At 73.3% G+C, this 16999-nt stretch carries 16 protein-coding genes; 7 read left to right on the top strand and 9 right to left on the bottom strand.

All coding sequences use genetic code 11. The annotated features are described in order from the left end of the window. From AB0F58_RS27770 to AB0F58_RS27760, 3 genes are all read right to left on the bottom strand, one after another. Complete coding sequence (locus tag AB0F58_RS27770) at nucleotides 1-738, bottom strand: glycosyltransferase family A protein (protein WP_357149043.1); 738 nt, start codon at nucleotides 736-738, stop codon at nucleotides 1-3. Beyond that, the gene (locus AB0F58_RS27765; RefSeq protein WP_357149040.1) at nucleotides 735-1766 is read right to left on the bottom strand and encodes a 3-oxoacyl-[acyl-carrier-protein] synthase III C-terminal domain-containing protein; all 1032 of its coding nucleotides are present in this window, start codon (nucleotides 1764-1766) and stop codon (nucleotides 735-737) included. Before AB0F58_RS27765 ends, AB0F58_RS27770 begins: the two co-directional genes overlap by 4 nt. A 152-nt stretch (nucleotides 1767-1918) precedes the next feature. Beyond that, nucleotides 1919-3139, bottom strand: coding sequence for a peptidase M23 (locus AB0F58_RS27760; RefSeq protein ID WP_357149038.1), 1221 nt, complete (start codon nucleotides 3137-3139; stop codon nucleotides 1919-1921). A gap of 158 nt (nucleotides 3140-3297) precedes the next feature. Between AB0F58_RS27760 and AB0F58_RS27755 the strand changes: the two genes are divergently transcribed. Continuing rightward, on the top strand, nucleotides 3298-3810 hold the full coding sequence (locus tag AB0F58_RS27755; protein WP_357149035.1) for a 2'-5' RNA ligase family protein: 513 nt from the start codon (nucleotides 3298-3300) through the stop codon (nucleotides 3808-3810). Between the two features lie 46 nt (nucleotides 3811-3856). Beyond that, entirely contained in the window at nucleotides 3857-4684 is an 828-nt protein-coding gene (locus AB0F58_RS27750; RefSeq protein WP_357149032.1) for a class I SAM-dependent methyltransferase, read from the top strand. 35 nt (nucleotides 4685-4719) lie between these two features. Here the strand turns inward: AB0F58_RS27750 and AB0F58_RS27745 are convergent, their stop codons facing one another. The 3 genes from AB0F58_RS27745 to AB0F58_RS27735 form a co-directional block, all read right to left on the bottom strand. After that, nucleotides 4720-5796, bottom strand: coding sequence for a histidinol-phosphate transaminase (locus AB0F58_RS27745; protein WP_357149030.1), 1077 nt, complete (start codon nucleotides 5794-5796; stop codon nucleotides 4720-4722). Between the two features lie 75 nt (nucleotides 5797-5871). After that, nucleotides 5872-7218, bottom strand: a complete 1347-nt coding sequence (locus AB0F58_RS27740) for an MFS transporter (RefSeq protein ID WP_357149027.1) — start codon at nucleotides 7216-7218, stop codon at nucleotides 5872-5874. Between the two features lie 325 nt (nucleotides 7219-7543). Continuing rightward, on the bottom strand, nucleotides 7544-8266 hold the full coding sequence (locus AB0F58_RS27735; RefSeq protein ID WP_357149024.1) for a response regulator transcription factor: 723 nt from the start codon (nucleotides 8264-8266) through the stop codon (nucleotides 7544-7546). A 372-nt stretch (nucleotides 8267-8638) separates the two neighbouring features. Between AB0F58_RS27735 and AB0F58_RS27730 the strand changes: the two genes are divergently transcribed. From AB0F58_RS27730 to AB0F58_RS27710, 5 genes are read left to right on the top strand one after another with little or no spacing between them, the layout of a single operon-like run. Continuing rightward, nucleotides 8639-10276, top strand: coding sequence for an aromatic amino acid ammonia-lyase (locus tag AB0F58_RS27730; protein WP_357149021.1), 1638 nt, complete (start codon nucleotides 8639-8641; stop codon nucleotides 10274-10276). Further along, complete coding sequence (locus tag AB0F58_RS27725) at nucleotides 10273-11781, top strand: 4-hydroxyphenylacetate 3-hydroxylase N-terminal domain-containing protein (RefSeq protein WP_357149018.1); 1509 nt, start codon at nucleotides 10273-10275, stop codon at nucleotides 11779-11781. The genes AB0F58_RS27730 and AB0F58_RS27725 overlap by 4 nt, the downstream gene beginning before the upstream one ends. 45 nt (nucleotides 11782-11826) lie before the next feature. Further along, the gene (locus AB0F58_RS27720) at nucleotides 11827-12585 is read left to right on the top strand and encodes a dioxygenase (RefSeq protein WP_357149014.1); all 759 of its coding nucleotides are present in this window, start codon (nucleotides 11827-11829) and stop codon (nucleotides 12583-12585) included. Between the two features lie 17 nt (nucleotides 12586-12602). Then, a complete protein-coding gene (locus AB0F58_RS27715; protein ID WP_357149011.1) occupies nucleotides 12603-13157 on the top strand; it encodes a flavin reductase family protein in 555 nt (184 codons plus the stop codon). After that, on the top strand, nucleotides 13154-14638 hold the full coding sequence (locus tag AB0F58_RS27710) for a UbiD family decarboxylase (protein ID WP_357149008.1): 1485 nt from the start codon (nucleotides 13154-13156) through the stop codon (nucleotides 14636-14638). The genes AB0F58_RS27715 and AB0F58_RS27710 overlap by 4 nt, the downstream gene beginning before the upstream one ends. A gap of 114 nt (nucleotides 14639-14752) precedes the next feature. Here AB0F58_RS27710 and AB0F58_RS27705 read toward each other — a convergent pair whose 3' ends face one another. From AB0F58_RS27705 to AB0F58_RS27695, 3 genes are read right to left on the bottom strand one after another with little or no spacing between them, the layout of a single operon-like run. Then, entirely contained in the window at nucleotides 14753-15700 is a 948-nt protein-coding gene (locus AB0F58_RS27705; protein WP_357149005.1) for a LysR family transcriptional regulator, read from the bottom strand. Further along, nucleotides 15700-16755 (bottom strand): ketoacyl-ACP synthase III family protein, encoded by a 1056-nt coding sequence (locus tag AB0F58_RS27700; protein WP_357149002.1) that lies wholly within the window; start codon nucleotides 16753-16755, stop codon nucleotides 15700-15702. The genes AB0F58_RS27705 and AB0F58_RS27700 overlap by 1 nt, the downstream gene beginning before the upstream one ends. Nucleotides 16756-16814: 59 nt before the next feature. Further along, a complete protein-coding gene (locus AB0F58_RS27695; protein ID WP_357148999.1) occupies nucleotides 16815-16985 on the bottom strand; it encodes an MbtH family NRPS accessory protein in 171 nt (56 codons plus the stop codon). Nucleotides 16986-16999 lie beyond the last annotated feature (14 nt).

Below are 16999 nucleotides of genomic sequence, written 5' to 3'. Positions count from 1 at the left end.
TCAGCGCGGGTCCGGCGAGAGCTGCCCGCTGCCCCGGTCCAGGTACCAGGCCGCGGTGCGCAGCAGTCCGTACGCGCGCAGCCGCCGGGTCGAGTTCTCCACCACCATCGTCCGCTCGTGGACGATGGCGTCGGTGACCCGGCGGACCCGGTTGAGGAACTCCCGGTCGGTCGGGGACGGGCGGCGGGGCATTCCGCCGACGGCGAGGTAGGTCGCCGCGGTGATGGCCATGTTGTTGCCCGCGTGCATCCGGTACGGGGCCCGGTAGCCGGAACCCCGGTGGGCGGGGCGCAGCCGGCCGAAGGTGGCGGCGACGGTGACCACGCAGCGGAACCCGGCCCGGCCGACCGGGCCGTGCTCGTCGCGGCGGGCCTCGATCCGGCCGCACGCCATGGCCGCCCCGGCGGTCAGCGCGCGGCGGGCGGCGGCCACCCAGCCCGGCCGGGGCAGGCAGTCGGCGTCGGTCCGGGCCAGCAGGGTGGCCCCGTGCGCGATGGCGTACCGGAAGCCGGTGTCGACGGCCGCCCCGACGCCCTTCTGCCGTTCGTCGAGCAGCCGGATCGGCACGGGCGACCGGGCCGCGAATCGGCGGACCACGTCGGCGGTGCCGTCGGTGGAGGCGTTGTCCACCACGAGCAGGGTGAAGTCCCGGTCGGTCTGCCCGGCCAGCGCGTCCAGCGTGGCGCCGATCCGGGTGGCCTCGTTGTAGGCGGGCACCACCACCCAGAGCGTGGTCACGACTTCTCCCACACCATCGTCATCAGGCTCACGCCGCCACCGAGGCCGACGAACAGCACCCGCTCCCCGGTGCGCAGTCCGGGCTCGACCCGGGCGAGTTGGACGCCGAGCGTGGCGCTGGCCAGGTTGCCCAACTCGGCGACGGTGACCTCCAGCTTGTCCTTCGGCACGCCGGTCACCTCGACGAACCGGTCGAGGTACGGCAGGGTCACCTGGTGCACCAGCACCCGCGCGTAGTCGGCCCAGTCCAGGCCGGTGCGGTGCCGGACCCGGTGCAGGATGTCCGGACCGATCTTCTCGAAGACGTCCCGCAGGCTCCGCCCGTCGCCGGCGAAGTAGGTGTGCTCGTCGCCCCGCGGGTGCCGGGAGCCGCCGCCGGGGATGCCGCCCACCGTCCAGTGCTCCGACCAGGTCTCGGTGTCCACGTCGAGGATCCCGCCCCGGTCCACCGGCTCCACCAGCACGGCCGCGCCCGCGTCGCCGAAGGTGTAGCCGGCGAAGGCGCGACGGGCCTCGTCGAGGTCGGTGATCCGGGTCCGCATCGCCCGGGTCGGGGTCTCCCCGGTCACCACCAGGGCCCGACGGGCGCGGCCCGCGAGGATGCTGGAGCGGGCCAGGTCGATGCCGTTGAGGAAGCTGTTGCAGGCGTTGGTGACGTCCAGCGCGTGGGCGTGGCCGCCCAGTTCGGCCTGCACGATGTGGGCGGTGGCCGGCTCGACCATGTCCCGGCTGGCGGAGGCGAAGACCAGCAGGTCCACCTCCTCCGGCGCACGACCGGCGGCGGCGAGCGCCTGCCGGGCGGCGCGGACGGCGAGGGTGGAGGCGTACTCGTCGTCCCCGGCGATCCGGCGGGAGGTGATCCCGGTCATCCGGGCCAGCAACCCGGCCGGCAGGGGCAGGCCGCTGGCCTCGGCGATCCGGCGCTGGAGTTCGGCGGTGGGCACGACCTGGTCCGGCAGGCTGGCACCGACCGCGGTGATGCCCACCCGCCCCCGGGGCGGGTCGAGGGGTGACGTGGGGTCGGTCATGCGTCGAGCTTGCCGAACGCCGCTGGCGGGCGGATGAGTAGGGGTGCTCATGTCCACCCGCCAGCGGACGCCGGATCACCTCGAACCGGTCGACCGGGCAGAAGTCGCCCGGGTACTCGGGTCAGCAGCCGCCCGGCGCGCGGGCGGCGGCCTCAGCACCAGCCGTTGATCGGGCCGTTCACGCCGCTCCACACGTAGGCGTCGCTGATCCAGGTCCCGTCACTGAGCCGGTTCCACAGCGCGGTGGCGCCGTACCGGCCGGTGTGCGTGGTGCCGTTGGCCGAGCAGGAGACGGTCACCGTCACGCCGTCGCCGACCGAACCGGCGACCCCGTGGCCGGTGCCGGGACCGGTGCGCTTGTTCACCGCGCCGCCGCCGTTGGCGTCGACGATGGCCTGGTTGAAGCCGAGCACGCCGTAGTTGTACAGGCCGCCGCCGACGTTGACCCGCGCCGACCCGTGCAGGGCGTACCCCTGGTACGTGGCACCGCCGCGCATCAGCACCCACTTGCCGATGGCGTGGTCGTGGATCTGCACGTACGCGCTGTTCTGCCGCAGGCCGAAGTGCACGTGCCGGCCGTAGGCGGCGCCGCCGCAGGTGACGTCGGTGCCGGTGTCGCCCAGGTACGCGCCCTCGCCGACGCCCGCGCCGTTGACGTTGATGCTGTTCCACAGGTGGTAGTAGTCGGTGGAGTAGCCCCGGTCGTGGATGACCCGGATCCAGCCCCGGCACATGGTGTACGCGGTGCCGCCCCGCGCGGCGAGCACCCGCTGGTCGCCGCCGGCCAGGTCGATGGCGCTCCACGGCGACTCGCTGCCGCCCCACCCGTGCGGCCCGCCGGAGTACGACCAGGTCTGGCCGATGCCGTACGGCAGGCGCATGCCGGTGCGCATGTCACCACCGGCGAGCATCGTGCCCGGCGACGGCGAAGCGAACACCTCCTTCTCCCGGGCCGTGACGACGGTGGACGGGGCGGCCTCGGCGAGGTCGGCGAAGGCGGCCTCGCCGTCGAAGGCGACCTGCCAGCCGGAGCGGTCCCGGTGGGCGACGAAGACGGAGCCCTTCGGGTAGGCGTCCTCCTCGTGCGGCGCGACGACGACGGCGGTGCCGAACGCCCAGTTCCGGCCGTCGCGCCGGGTGACGGTGACCCGGGTGTCGTCCGCGTCGGCCGTGCGCAGGTGCGGGTCGGCGGTGACGGCCGACTGGCCGAGGAGCCGGGCGGTCACCGCAGTGGTGACGTCGACGGTCGGGGCGGCGGCGGTCGGGGCGGCGGCGGTCGGGGCGGCGGAGGCGGCCACCGGAGCGGCGGTGAGGAGGACGACGGCGGACAGCACGGCCGCCCGGACCGGACCTCGGATGGTTCTCCAGGACACGGGGACTCCCATTGACGTCGATGAAATCGATCAGGTTAGGGGGACGGTACCGATCACATTTATGATTGTCCATCTATGCATGATGGACACGTCGCCGAGCTGTTCCGGCCGCGGCAGCGCGCCGGCCGGGAGCGCCGGGGGCGGTCTACGCTGCCACGGTGCGACGACATCTGGCGGTGCTCCCGACGGGGCCGGCGATCGACCAGGTCGAGCAGTGGCGGCGCAGGTGGGATCCGGTGATGGCCCGGCTCGTGCCGGCACACGTCACCGTCACCTACCCCGAGGAGACCGTCGACGAGGAACTCCTGTTGCGCCGGGCGCGGCGCCGGCTCGGCACGGTGCCACCGTTCCGGCTGCGGCTCGGCGCGGTCGTCGCCGAGGACGGCGGAGGGGGCGGGGTCTTCGTCGCGGTCGAGGACGTGGACGGCGGCTGGGCCGACCTGAGACGACGCCTCCTGGCTGAGCCGATGACGCCCCTCGACGTGCCGGCCCACCTCACGGTGGTCCACCCACGCACCTCGGCACGGGGCCCGGAGTGCCTCGCCGCCCTCGCCGGCCGACGGCTGGCGGCGGAGGTCCGGATCCGGGAGGTGCGGTACACGGAGACCACCGCCGACGCCTTCACCCTGCTGCGCCGCTTCCCGCTGGGCACCGGTGCCGCCGGCCGCTAGGGAAGTCGGTGGCGGGACGGGGCCGGCGTGTGTCAGCGTCCACCCCATGCTCGACTACCGCACCGTCAACCGGGCCAACTGGGACGAGCGCGCCGCCGCCCACGCCGCCTCCCCCGACTACGCCGTCGACCGGTTCGCCGCCGACCCGGGCTTCCTCAGTTCGGTCGTCCGGTTCGACCTGCCCTGCCTCGGCGACGTCGCCGGGCTGCGCGGCGTGCACCTCCAGTGCCACATCGGCACCGACACCGTCTCACTGGCCCGGCTCGGGGCGAGGATGACCGGGCTCGACTTCTCCGGGCCCGCGCTCGCCCAGGCCCGCCGGCTCGCCGCCAGCGCGCACGTCGACGTCGACTTCGTGGAGGCCGACGTCTACGACGCGGCGGACGTGCTCGACGCGGGCGGTTACGACCTGGTCTTCACCGGGATCGGCGCGCTGTGCTGGCTGCCCAGCGTCGCCCGCTGGGCCGAGGTGGTGGGACGCCTGCTCAGGCCGGGCGGGCGGCTCTTCATCCGGGAAGGGCACCCGATGCTCTGGGCGGTCGACGACCGGCGCACCGACGGGGTGCTCGCCCTGGAGTACCCGTACTTCGAGACGGCCGAGCCGTCCGTCTGGGACGAGGGCGGCACCTACGTGGCGACGGATGCCACCTTCACCCACAACGTGACCCACGAGTGGAACCACGGCATCGGCGAACTGATCGGCGCGGTGATCGCCGCCGGCCTCCAGGTGACCGGTTTCGCCGAGCACGACAGTGCGCCCTGGGAGGCGCTGCCCGGCCGGATGACGCTCGGCGACGACGGGGAGTGGCGGCTCACCACGCGGCCGGAGCGGCTCCCCCTCACGTACACGCTCCAGGCCGTCAAGAGCGGCTGAGCCGGCCGGCGACGGATCCCCCCGGCGCGCGCCCGTCAGGATCCCGCCGGCTCGGGCAGTACGCCCTCCGCCGCCCGGACCAGCCGGAGGAAGGCGTCGTTCTCGGCCGGCGTCCCGACGCTGACCCGTACCCCCGCCCCGGGAACCGCGCGGACCAGCACCCCGTGCCGCCGGCAGTGCGCGGCCAGCGCCTCGGCCCGGTCGCCGACCGGCAGCCACAGGAAGTTGGCCTGGCTCGGCGGGACGGCGAACCCGGCCCCGACGAGTGCCGCCCGCACCCGGTCCCGTTCCCGCCCGATCCGGCGGCACCGGTCGCGCAACTCGTCCCCGGCGTCGAGCGAGGCGAGCGCGGCGGTCTGGGCGAGCGTGTTCACCGCGTACGGCAGCGCGAGCCGGCGCACCGCGTCGGCCACCGGCGTCGGGAACACCCCGTAGCCGACCCGGAGCCCGGCCAGCCCGTACCCCTTGGAGAAGGTGCGCAGGACCGCCACGTTCCCTCGCGAGCGGGCCAGGACGGCACCGTCGGGCACCTCCGGGTCGTCGACGAAGTCGCGGTACGCCTCGTCGAGCACCACCAGGACGCGGTCGGGGACCGTGGCGAGGAAGCGCTCCAGGTCGGCCCGGTCGACGGTGGTGCCGGTCGGGTTGTTCGGGTTGCACACGAAGACCACCCGGGTGGCCGGGGTGACGGCGGTGGCCATCGCGTCGAGGTCGAGGGTGTGCCCGGGGGCCAGTGCCACCGGTCGCGGCTCGGCACCGGCCGCCCGGCTCAGCACCGGGTACAGCTCGAACGACGGCGCGCCGGAGACGACCTCGTCGCCCGGTCCGCAGAGTGCCTGGAGGAGCTGCTGGCAGAGACTGACCGACCCGTCGCCGACGACGACCCGCCCGGCGGGCACCCCGAGGTGGTCGGCGAGCCGGTCGACCAGCCCGGCGGCGGTCGGGTCCGGGTAGCGGTTGACGCCCGTGGTGGCCGCCGCGAGCGCGCGGGCCGCTGTGGGCAGCGGCCCGTCGGGCACCTCGTTGTTGGCCAACTGGACCAACCCCGCCTCGACGACGGTGGGCCGGAAGCCCGGTTGCGCGCTGACGGTCGGCCGGGACGGAACGGTCAACGTGACTCCTCGTCGTCGCGGGTGGCCCGCCCCGACGGAGGTCGGGCCACCGCCGGGCGGGTCGACGGTGGACGGTCAGGCCCCGCCCGGGTCCTTCCCGACGTGCTCCTCAACGGCCGTCTGGCTGCCCAGGCCGGCCCGGAACGCCACCGCGACCACCGCCACCAGGACCGCGCCGACGGCCAGCATCGGCCGGATGCCGATCAGGGTGGCGGTCACCCCGGCCGCCAGCGCGCCGAGCGGGTTGGCCCCGAACCCGATCATCCGGTAGGTGCTGGTGACCCGACCGAGCAGCGCGTCGGGGACCAGTTCCTGGCGGACGGTCACGGTGACCACCATCCAGGTCATCGCGGCGGCACCGAAGAGGAACAGGGACAGCCCGGCGACCACCGGGGTCGGCAGCAGGGCCAGCGAGGTGAGGGTGAGGATCACCACCACGACCGCGGCGGTCAGCGCGGCACGGTCACCCCACCGGGCGCGCAGCCGGGGCACCAGCGGCGCGACGGCCACGTTGCCGAGGGCGAAGCACGCCATCAGCAGACCGTAGCCGAGGCTGCCGAGGCCCAGGTGGTCGTTGACGTAGAGGACGAAGATGCCCAGCAGCGCCCCGCTGACCAGGGCCATCGCCCCGTAGATCACCGACTGGTCGCGGAGCACCCGGTGTCGGTTGAGCCACCGCAGGCCCTCGATGACGTCCCGGCCGACGCCGGCACCGTCCGCCCCCGGCTCCCGGCGGGGCACCCGGATGGTGAGCACCAGCACCGCGGCGAGCACGAAGGTGAACGCGTCCACGGCGAACAGCCACCCGACGCTGAAGGCGAACACCAGGCCGGCGATCGGCGGACCGATGAACTGGCTGGTGAGCACCTGCGCCGCCATCAGGCGGCCGTTGGCCGCGCCGAGCTGCGCCGGGCCGACGACGGCGGGCAGGAAGGCCCCGGCGGCGGTGTCGAAGACCACCTGCGCGCTGCCCACGGCGAACGCGAAGGCCACGATGAGCGGGATGGACGGCTCGCCGACCACCAGCAGCACCGCGAAGCCCGCCACCACGAGGCCGCGCACCAGGTCGGTGGTCCACATCAGAGTGCGCCGGTCGACCCGGTCGGCCAGCACCCCCACGAACAGTCCGAAGAGCAGCCAGGGCAGCATGCCCGCGACGGTCACCGCGGCGACGTCGCTGGGGGCCCGGGACACACTCGCGGCCAGCAGCGGCAGGGCGGTGTAGCGGAGACCGTCCCCGAGACCGCTGACGACCGCCGCGGTCCACAGGCGATGGAACGCCGCCGGCAGGCGGGTGGGTGTGCCGTCGCCGTCCGGGACGGTCGGACCGGGCGGTACGGCACCGGCGGCGGGACGCTCCTGGACCGTGCCCGCCGATCCGGTCTCGATCGCGGAATCGCCGGGGGTCGTCGAATGATCCACGCGCAGAACCCTTCGCGTCTGGGGAGGTCGACCGGACCGTCGTCGCGGGTCACGGATTCGCCGGACACACCACCGGCCGACCCGTACGTTCATCAGATCACAACCGACCGTAGTCGACATTGCAGGAGAGGGTCAACCTGGGTCATACGCCCAGAGCGAACGTCCATTCACGCCGACCGGGCACGGATATGCTATCGAAGTTGATGGCTGGATTACTGTTGTTCCCCCGCAGTTATCGCCGGCCGCGCCCGGTCCGATGCGACCGTTCCAGCCCGCAACACCCACCACCGGCGACAGTCCATGCTCCGGGACCCGACCACCGGCGTCACCCCTTCTCCGGGCCAGCACCGGCGGCGGACCGCTGCCCGCCCATGAGATGAGCCAGCACCTGGGTCCGGTTCTTCAGGTTCAACTTTCCGAGAATGTTCGACACGTGGAACTTCACGGTCTTCTCGCTGAGCGACAACTCCGCGGCGATCTCCGCGTTGGAGACGCCGGTCAGCATCAGGTCGAGGATCTCCGCCTGCCGGAGGGTCAGCGGGTCACCCCGCCCGGCCGGCCCGGCCGGGCGGCCGGAACGGACCAGCGGCCGGACGATGACCCCGGCCAGCCGAGGCGTGAGGTAGACCCCGCCCTCGGCCACCGACCGGACGGCGAACCCCAGCTCGTCCGCGCCGCCGTCCCGGAACAGCAGGCCCCGGGCCCCGGCCCGCAGGTGCTCCCGCCAGGAGTCCCCGGCGCCGAGGCCGAGCAGCACGACCGCCCGGGCGGAGCGCTGCGGGGCGAGCTGCGCCACGGAGGCCAGCACCGCCGCGGACCCCAGGCTGTCCTCGTCGTAGACCACCACGTCCGCCGACCGCCGCCGGGCGGCGTCCGCCACCGCCCCGGCCTCGGCCACCTCGCCCACGATCGTGAACGTCGGGGACAGCTCACCGAGCATGAGGCCGAGACCGGACCGGAATATCGGATGGTTGCCGCCGACGAGTATGCGGATCCGGACCGTCGCGCCACCGACCGGCGTCACGGATTCTGCGAGACCAGCGCCCACCAGAACCTCCGTTCCGGCTCACCTGCACATATCTGTGGACACCGATGAGCCTACACAGGTGGCGGGAAACCATCCAACGATAGAAATTAAGAGTTACCGCCGTCCGGTATCAGCATTTCTGAATTCCTCCACCACGCCCTCGGCACCGCGTCGACCTCGACCCCGGTCCGGTCGCCCGCCGGCGACCCGGACCGGGGACCGGTCCGAAAACCGGACCTGGGTCGGAAGACAGGCGGCGGCGGAGTGCGCAGACTACGGGGAGCGGTGTCGATCACCTGATCACTTCCGCGCCGTCCCGGCGCCACCGTTTTCCGGCGACCTCCGTACGCGATTCCCCGTTTTTCCGTCCCGGTCCCCTGCGAGGAGCACCCGATGAACCGATCCATGCCGAGCGCCGATCTGGTGCTCGACGGCCGTTCGCTGACCATCGAGGAGGTGGCGTCCGTCGCCCGCCCGGCCGGGCAGGTCGCCCTGCGCCTGGGTGACGGGGCGGCCGACGCCATGAAGTCCTCTCTCGACCTCAAGCACGAACTGCTGGCGCAGCGCATCCCGATCTACGGGGTCACCACCGGGTTCGGGGACAGCTGCGTGCGGCAGATCGCGCCGGAGAAGGCCTGGGAGCTGCAACGCAACCTGGTCCTCTACCACCTCAACGGGGTGGGCCCGACGGCCACGCCGGAGGTCGCGCGGGCGTCGATGCTGATCCGGGCCAACTCCCTGGCCCGGGGAGTCTCGGCGATCCGCCCCGGCACCGTGGAGCTGCTGCTGCGCCTCGTCGAGCGGGACGTCCTGCCGCTGATCCCGGAGCGGGGCTCGCTCGGCGCCAGCGGCGACCTGGTGCCGCTCTGCTACGTCGCCGCGGCGCTGATCGGGGAGGGCGACGTCGCGCACCGGGGCACGGTCCGTCCGGTCGCCGACGCCCTCGCCGAGGAGGGACTGGAGCCGGTACGGCTGGAGCCGAAGGAGGGTCTGTCCCTGATCAACGGCACCTCGTTCACCGCGGCGTTCGCCGCGCTCGCCACCGTCGACGCCGAGGAGCTGGCCTTCGTGGCCGACCTGGCGACCGCGATGTCGTGCGAGGCGCTGCTCGGCAACGCGTCGCACTTCCACCCCTTCGTCCACGACAGCAAGCCGCACCCGGGGCAGGGCCGCAGCGCCGGCCTGATCCGGGCGCTGCTCGAAGGGTCCGCGCTGACCACCTCGTACGAGGAGATCCTGCTGCGCCGGGAGCCGCTGCGCGAGCGGGGCTACGTCCGGCTCGAACACCGGATCCAGGACAAGTACTCGATCCGGTGCGCGCCGCACGTCACCGGCGTGCTGCGGGACACGCTCTCCTGGGTCCGGCCCTGGGTGACCACGGAGATCAACTCCGCGACCGACAACCCGCTCTTCGACGGCGATCTCGGCGAACTGCACCACGGCGGGAACTTCTACGCCGGCCACCTCGGGCAGGCCATGGACAGCCTGAAGGTGGCGGTGGCCAACATCGCCGACCTGTTGGACCGGCAGTTGGAGCTGATCGTCGACGAGAAGTTCAACGCCGGGCTGACCCCGAACCTGGTCAGCCCCACCGCGCCGGACGACGCCGGGGCCGGCCTGAACCACGGCTTCAAGGGCATGCAGATCGCCTGCTCGGCCGTCACCGCCGAGGCGTTGAAGATGGCCGCCCCGGCGACCGTCTTCTCCCGCTCGACCGAGGCGCACAACCAGGACAAGGTCAGCATGGGCACCATCGCCGCCCGGGACGCCCGGACGGTGGTCGAGCTGACCCGCAGCGTCGCCGCCATCCATCTGATCGCGCTGGCCCAGGCGATCGACCTGCGGGGTGCGGCGAACGCCTCCCCCGCGCTCCGGCGGGTGCACGCGGCGATCCGCGAGGTGTCCCCGTTCGTCGACGGCGACCGGCGGTTGGACCGCGACGTCGAGGCGGTCGCCGGGCTGATCCGCACCGGGGCGCTGCGCCGGGCCGCCGGGGTGACCGCGCCGACCGACCCGGCCCCGGTCGCGTGACCGGGTCGACGCCGCCCCGGCGTCCGCTGACCGGGGCGGAGTACGTGGAGAGCCTGCGCGACGGCCGGGAGGTCTGGCTCGACGGGGAACGCGTCCGCGACGTCACCACCCACCCGGCCTTCCGCAACCCGGTCCGGATGACCGCCCGCCTCTACGACGCGCTGCACGACCCGGCCACCGCCGACCGGCTCACCGTGCCCACGGACACCGGCGGAGGCGGCCGCACACACGCCTTCTTCCGGGCTCCGCGCAGCGCCGAGGACCTGCTGGCCGACCGGGCCGCGATCACCGAGTGGGCCCGGATGACCTACGGCTGGATGGGGCGCAGCCCGGACTACAAGGCCAGCTTCCTGGGCACCCTGGGCGCCAACGCCGACTTCTACCAGCCGTTCCGGGAGAACGCGCTGCGCTGGTACCGGGAGTCCCAGGAACGGGTGCTGTACTGGAACCACGCGATCATCCACCCGCCGGTGGACCGGAACCTGCCGCCGGACGAGGTCGCCGACACGTTCGTCCACGTCGAACGGGAGACCGACGCCGGGGTGATCGTCAGCGGCGCGAAGGTGGTGGCGACCGGCTCGGCGATCACCCACTACAACTTCGTGGCCCACCACGGCCTGCCGATCCGGCGCAAGGAGTTCGCGCTGGTGTGCACCATCCCGGTGGGCGCGCCCGGGGTCAAGCTCATCTGCCGGCCGTCGTACACCGCCGCGGCGGCGGCGCGGAGTCCGTTCGACTACCCGCTCTCCAGCCGGCTGGACGAGAACGACACCATCTTCGTGCTGGACAAGGTCCTGGTGCCCTGGGAGAACGTCTTCGTCCACCACGACGTCGAACGGGCGAACGCCTTCTTCCCGGGTTCCGGCTTCGTGCCCCGGTTCACCTTCCACGGCTGCATCCGGCTGACCGTGAAGCTGGAGTTCCTGGCCGGGCTGCTGGCCAAGGCGCTGGAGATCACCGGCACGGCGGACTACCGGGGCGTCCGCAGCCGGTTCGGCGAGGTGCTGGCCTGGCGCAACCTGTTCGCCGGGATCAGCGACGCGATGGCCCGCAACCCGCTGCCCTGGGTCGGCGGCTCGGTCCTGCCGAACCCGGAGTACGGGATGGCGTACCGCTGGTTCATGACCGTCGGCTACCCACGGGTCAAGGAGATCATCGAGCAGGACGTGGGCAGCGGCCTGATCTACGTCAACTCCAGCACCCGGGACTTCGCCAACCCGGAGGTCCGCCCCTACCTCGACCGCTACCTGCGGGGCAGCAACGGCTACCGGGCGCAGGACCGGGTGAAGGTGATGAAGCTGCTCTGGGACTGCGTGGGCACCGAGTTCGCCGGCCGGCACGAACTCTACGAACGCAACTACGCCGGCAACCACGAGGGCGTCCGGCTGGACCTGGTCCGGCAGGCGGAGACCAACGGCCGGCTCGACGAGTTCCGGGCCCTGGTCGACCGCTGCCTCGACGAGTACGACCTCGACGGCTGGACCGCCCCCGACCTGATCGCCTGAGCCGGACTCCGCCGCCGGCCGACCGCACACCGAGGAGGACACGAGATGCCCGAGGACCGGGTCGCCGCCTTCGCCGGCGAACTCGTCGCACACGTCCGGAGTTCCCTGGTCCGTCACGAGATCAGCTACCCGGACTACCAGACCATCAAGAGTTTCCTGATCGATGTCGGCGAGGCGGGCGAGTGGCCGCTGCTGCTGGACATCCTCTTCGAGCAGACGGTCGAGACGTTCAACGCGGTCGACGGGGCCGGCGCGGGCGCCGTGGAGGGGCCGTTCTACGTACCGGACGCGCCGCTGCGGCACTCGCCGTGCGCGCTGCCGCAGCGTCCCGACGAACCCGGCCGGGCGCTCCGGCTCCACGGCGTGGTCCGCGCCCCGGACGGCACCCCCCTGCCCGGTGCGGTGCTGGACACCTGGCAGGCCGACGCCACCGGCGGATACTCGCACTTCGCGCCGGAGTTGCCGGGGTACCTGCTGCGGGCCCGGGTGGTGGCCGACGCGGCCGGCCGGTTCGACATCCGGACCGTCCTGCCCGGTGCGTACCAGGTCCCGGCGGCCGGACCGTCCGGCCGGTTGTTCGCCCTGCTCGGCAAGCATCCGTGGCGGCCGGCGCACCTGCACTTCAAGGTCTGCGCGCCCGGACACCGGCCGCTGACCACCCAGCTCTACTTCGCCGACGACCCGTGGTTGGACAGTGACGTGGCCGAGGCGGTCAAGGGCGAACTGGTCCTCAAACCCCGTCCGGAGGACCGGGAGCTGGTGGCCGAGTACGACTTCGTGCTGGCCACCGAGGAGTCCGACTGACCCGTGGGAGGTCCCGCATGCCCGTCGCCCCCCGCGACCTCAGGCGGCTACTGGGGTCGTTCGCCAGCGGCGTCACCGTCGTCACCTATCCCCTGCCCGACGGTGGGACCGGCGGCATCACGGTGAACGCCTTCACCTCCGTGTCCCTGGACCCGCCCCTGGTGCTGGTCTCGGTGCACCGGGCGAGCCGGGCGAACCGACATCTGCCGACGGTGCCGTTCACCGTGAACATCCTCGCCGCCGGGCAGCGCGACCTGGCCCTGCACTTCTCGGGGCAGCTCCGCCGGCCGCTGGTCGAATGGTGCCGGAACCGCCCCTCCCCCCGGCTGGCCGACTGCCTCGGCTACGTCGACTGCGTGCCCTGGGCCCGCACTGACGGCGGCGACCACGTCCTGCACCTCGGCCGGGTGGTCGACGTCGAACCGGGCAGTGGCGAACCGCTGGTCTTCTACCGGGGCGGCTTCACCGGCCTCGCCGCGACGGGCCGCCCACCCGCCCGCATCCGACAGGGGGTGCCCGCCGACGACGGCCCGTCGGGGCGGTGGTCCGAATCGAACGGAGGCGTCCCGTGACCGAACTTCCCGACCTGCGCAGCCATCTGGCCGCGCTCGAACGGTTGGGCGAGCTGCGCACCGTGACCGAGGAGGTCGACCCGGACCTGGAGGTCGCCGCGTTCGCCCGACACAGTTACGAGACCCGCTCGGCGGCCCTGCTGTTCGGCCGGCCCCGGGGCGGTCACGGCATCCGGCTGCTCGCCGGCCAGGCCGCGCTCAGCTGCGACCCGGACCGACCGCTCGCCCGGGTGGCGCTCTCGCTCGGCATGCCACCGGAGACCTCGGCAGCCGACCTGGTGCGGCGGCTGGCGCAGGTCCGCGACCGGGACCCGGTGCCCCCTCGGCTGGTACCTGCCGGACCGTGTCAGGAGGTGGTACGCCTCGGGGACGACGCGGACCTGGACCGGCTACCGGTGCCGACCCTGCACCTCGGCGACGGCGGCCCGTACGTCAACACCTGGGGCACGATCGTGGCCCGCACGCCGGACGGGTCCTGGACCAACTGGTCGATCTCCCGGGTGCAGCAGCTCGACGGGCGACGGATGACCGGTCTGTTCGTGCCGGGGCAGCACCTGACCATGATCTGGCAGATGTGGGCCGAACGGGGCGAGCCGATGCCGTTCGCGCTGTTCCAGGGCGGCGCACCGGCCATCCCGTTCGTGTCCAGCATGCCGCTGCCGGAGAACGTGGACGAGGTCGGCTACCTCGGCGCCCACTACGGCCGTCCGCTGGAGCTCGTCCGGTGCGTCAGCGTCGACCTGGCGGTGCCCGCCGACGCCGAGCTGGTCATCGAGGGGACCGTCTCGACGGAGCGGGACGCCGACGAGGGCCCGTTCGGCGAGTACCCCGGTTACCTGGTCACCGAGACCAGCCGACAGCCGGTCTACACCGTCACCGCGGTCACCCACCGGCACGACGCGGTGTGGCCCCTGGTCGCCGAGGGCCGCCCGGTGGACGAGTACCACACCGCCGCCGGGCTCTGCTTCTCGGCCGAGGCGCTGGGCCTGCTCCACGCCGCCGGCCTGCCGGTGACCACCGTCTGGTCGCCGTTCGAGACCGCCAACCACTGGCTGGTGGTGACGGTGGCCGCCGACTGGCGGGAGCGGTTGCCGGACACCGGCACCGCCGAGCTGTGCGACCGGATCGGCGAGGTCGTCTGGGCGAGCAAGTTCGGCTTCACCGTGCCGAAGCTGTTCGTGCTGGACGACGACGTCGACCCGGCCGACACCGGGGAGCTGCTCTGGGCGCTCGGCACCCGGCAGCACCCGGTGGACCGGGCCGCGGTGAGCGTCGGCGAGATCCTGCCGATCCTGGCCTGCTACTCCGACGGCGAGCGGCAGGCCCGGACCGGTCCCCGGGTGGTGCACGACTGTCTGCTGCCGCCGGCCGGCGCGGGTCGCCTCGCGCAGAGTTCCCTGCGCGGGGCCTACCCCGCCGAGCTTCAGGAACGGGTACGCCGCCGGCTGGACGGCCGCACGCCCACACCCCCACCCGGCTGAGGCGCCCGCGGTACCACCGCCCCCTCGCCCACCGCCGTCCCGCCCACCGCCGTCCCGACCACCGCCAGCCAGGGCGGCGGGGGCCGGGAGGGCGAGGTGGGGTGGCGGGGGCGGTCAGGAGCGCCGGGCGGGCAACGGTACCCGGAGCGGGACGTCCGGACGGACCGTCGACCGGGCCGCCTCGACCAACAGGTCCCGCATGATGTTCGCCGAGCGCAGCCGGGTCAGGCCGAGCGGCTGGGCGGTGTGGATCCGTCCGGTCAGGCCGGGCTCCGCGACCGGGCGGGCCACCAGGTCCGCGCGGAGCACCGGCACCGCCAGCGAGGAGACCAGACCGACTCCGACGCCGGCCGCGACCAGCCCCTGCACCGACAGCTGGTCGTCGGTGCGCAGCACGACCTTCGGCAGGAAGCCGGTCTGCGCGCAGACCTCGGGCAGGACCTCGTCGACCCGGTTCTGCCGGGTGCCCTGGATCCAGTTCTCCTCGGCCAGGTCGACCAGGGGGATCGGGCCCGCGCCGGCGAGCCGGTGGCCCACCGGGAGGATGACGTGCAGCGGGTCGTCGAGGAGGTGGCCCAGTTCCAGGCCGACGAGCTGCTTGTGGTCCTGCCCGCCGAAGACGTGCACCAGGCAGATGTCGAGTTCACCGGTGATCAGCCGGTGGGCGGCCTCCGCCAGGTCCACCCGGTGCAGGGTGAGGTCGACCGCGGGGAAGCTGCGCCGGAACCGCGCCACCGCGCGGGCGACCAGGGTCGCGTCGGCGGTGGGGAAGGAACCGAGCCGGAGCCGCCCGCCGCTGGCGGCGGCGATCGCCTCCAGGGTGCCCTTGGCGGCGTGGTACTCGTCCAGGATCCGCTCGACGTGGTCGAGCAGCGCCCGGCCGGGTTCGGTGAGCCGGACGCCGCGGGGTAACCGTTCCAGCAGCACCGCTCCCAGTTCCCGTTCCAGAGCGGAGATGTGCTGGGACACCGCGGAGGTGGTGTAGGTCAGGTGCTTGGCCGCCCGGGTGAGCGAGCCCTGCCGGACGACCTCCTTGAACACCGTGAGCCGCACGAAGTTCATCAACGGATTCCTTCCGTGGAAACCCCGGTCTGTGCTCCCGGTGCGGTGGCGGTGATCTCCAGCAGGGCGCTGGTCCAGCTGAAGCCGAGTCCGACGCCCACCATCAGCACCCGGTCCCCGACCGACAGCCGACCGCTCCGCCGCAGGTGGGCGAGGTTGGCGAACTGGTCGCCCGCGCCGAGGTGGCCGATCCGCCGGGCGTTGTCCCAGGACGTCCGCTCGACGGGGATGTCGAGCGGGTCGAGGAACTCCCACTGCATGAGGTCGCGGCCCAGATTGGGCAGGACGAAACAGTCCACCGAGGACAGCTCGCTGCCGGCGGCGCGCAGCGTGGCGGTCACGTTCCGCCGCAGGCCGCTGGTCAACCGGCGGGACAGCTCCGCGAAGCCGACCCGCTTCAGGTACCGGCGCTTGAACGCGCGCAGGTCCAGCGGACGTCCTCCGGGGACCGGGGCGTCGTGGAAGCGCTCGACGTCCCGGCCCAGTTCCTCCAGCTCGGGATCGGTGTGTGAGGTGATGGCGTGGACCCGGGCGAACCCGCCCCGGGCGGACAGCACCGCGGCGGCGGCGCCGTCGGAGTAGACCACCCCGGCGTCGGTGGCCCACCGGTCGAAGCCGGGCAGGGTGAACCGGTCGGCGACGGTGATCAGAGCCGCCGCCCGGTCCGGGTCGGCCCGCAGGTAGGCCGCGGCCAGTTCCAGGGCGGCCATCGCGCTGTTCGAGGCGGCCCGCACCTCGTACGCCGGCACCCCGCTGCCGATCAGCTCACGCAGGACGTAGGTGGCCGGGGTCCAGAAGTCCTGGCCCTGGTAGTAGCTGGCGCCGTGCAGCAGCAGGGCGACCTCGTCGGCACGGTCGGCGTCGGCCAGCGCCCGCCGGCCGGCGTGCACCGCCATCTCGGCCGGCGAGGCCGACCTCTCGACCAGGACGAGGTCCAGTTCGTCGTCGTCGTGGTCGGCGGCGGCGTAACGGCCCTCCCGGACCGCGTCCGCCGCCCGGACCGGGGGCGGCAGGTAGCTGCCGACCCCGCTGACGTACAGCTCGCTGTTCCGCACCTGGATGTCTCCCCCCGTGTCATCACGACCGTGCCGGACGTCCGTCGTCCGCCCGCGTCTCAGCGGGCCGACCTCGGACGGATGTCGGTCCACACCCGGTCGATGTGGTCGAGGCACTCCTGTTCGGTGCCCCGGTGGCCGGTGCGGTGCCAGCCGGCCGGCGGCTCGGTGTCGGCCGCCCAGATCGAGTACTGTTCCTCGTCGTTGACCACGACCAGAAACTCCTGCATGGCCTCGTGCTCCC

It is taken from the genome of Micromonospora sp. NPDC023956 (genome assembly GCF_040639195.1).
Lineage (GTDB): Bacteria > Actinomycetota > Actinomycetes > Mycobacteriales > Micromonosporaceae > Micromonospora.
Note: the sequence above shows the minus strand (reverse complement) of the source record. Positions and strands in the feature narration are given on the sequence as shown.

Coding starts and splice junctions, on each gene's coding strand:
- AB0F58_RS27765 (WP_357149040.1), bottom strand. CDS start 1,766: ATGACCGACCCCACGTCACCCCTCGACCCGCCCCGGGGGCGGGTGGGC.
- AB0F58_RS27750 (WP_357149032.1), top strand. CDS start 3,857: ATGCTCGACTACCGCACCGTCAACCGGGCCAACTGGGACGAGCGCGCC.
- AB0F58_RS27730 (WP_357149021.1), top strand. CDS start 8,639: ATGAACCGATCCATGCCGAGCGCCGATCTGGTGCTCGACGGCCGTTCG.
- AB0F58_RS27720 (WP_357149014.1), top strand. CDS start 11,827: ATGCCCGAGGACCGGGTCGCCGCCTTCGCCGGCGAACTCGTCGCACAC.
- AB0F58_RS27715 (WP_357149011.1), top strand. CDS start 12,603: ATGCCCGTCGCCCCCCGCGACCTCAGGCGGCTACTGGGGTCGTTCGCC.
- AB0F58_RS27705 (WP_357149005.1), bottom strand. CDS start 15,700: ATGAACTTCGTGCGGCTCACGGTGTTCAAGGAGGTCGTCCGGCAGGGC.
- AB0F58_RS27695 (WP_357148999.1), bottom strand. CDS start 16,985: ATGCAGGAGTTTCTGGTCGTGGTCAACGACGAGGAACAGTACTCGATC.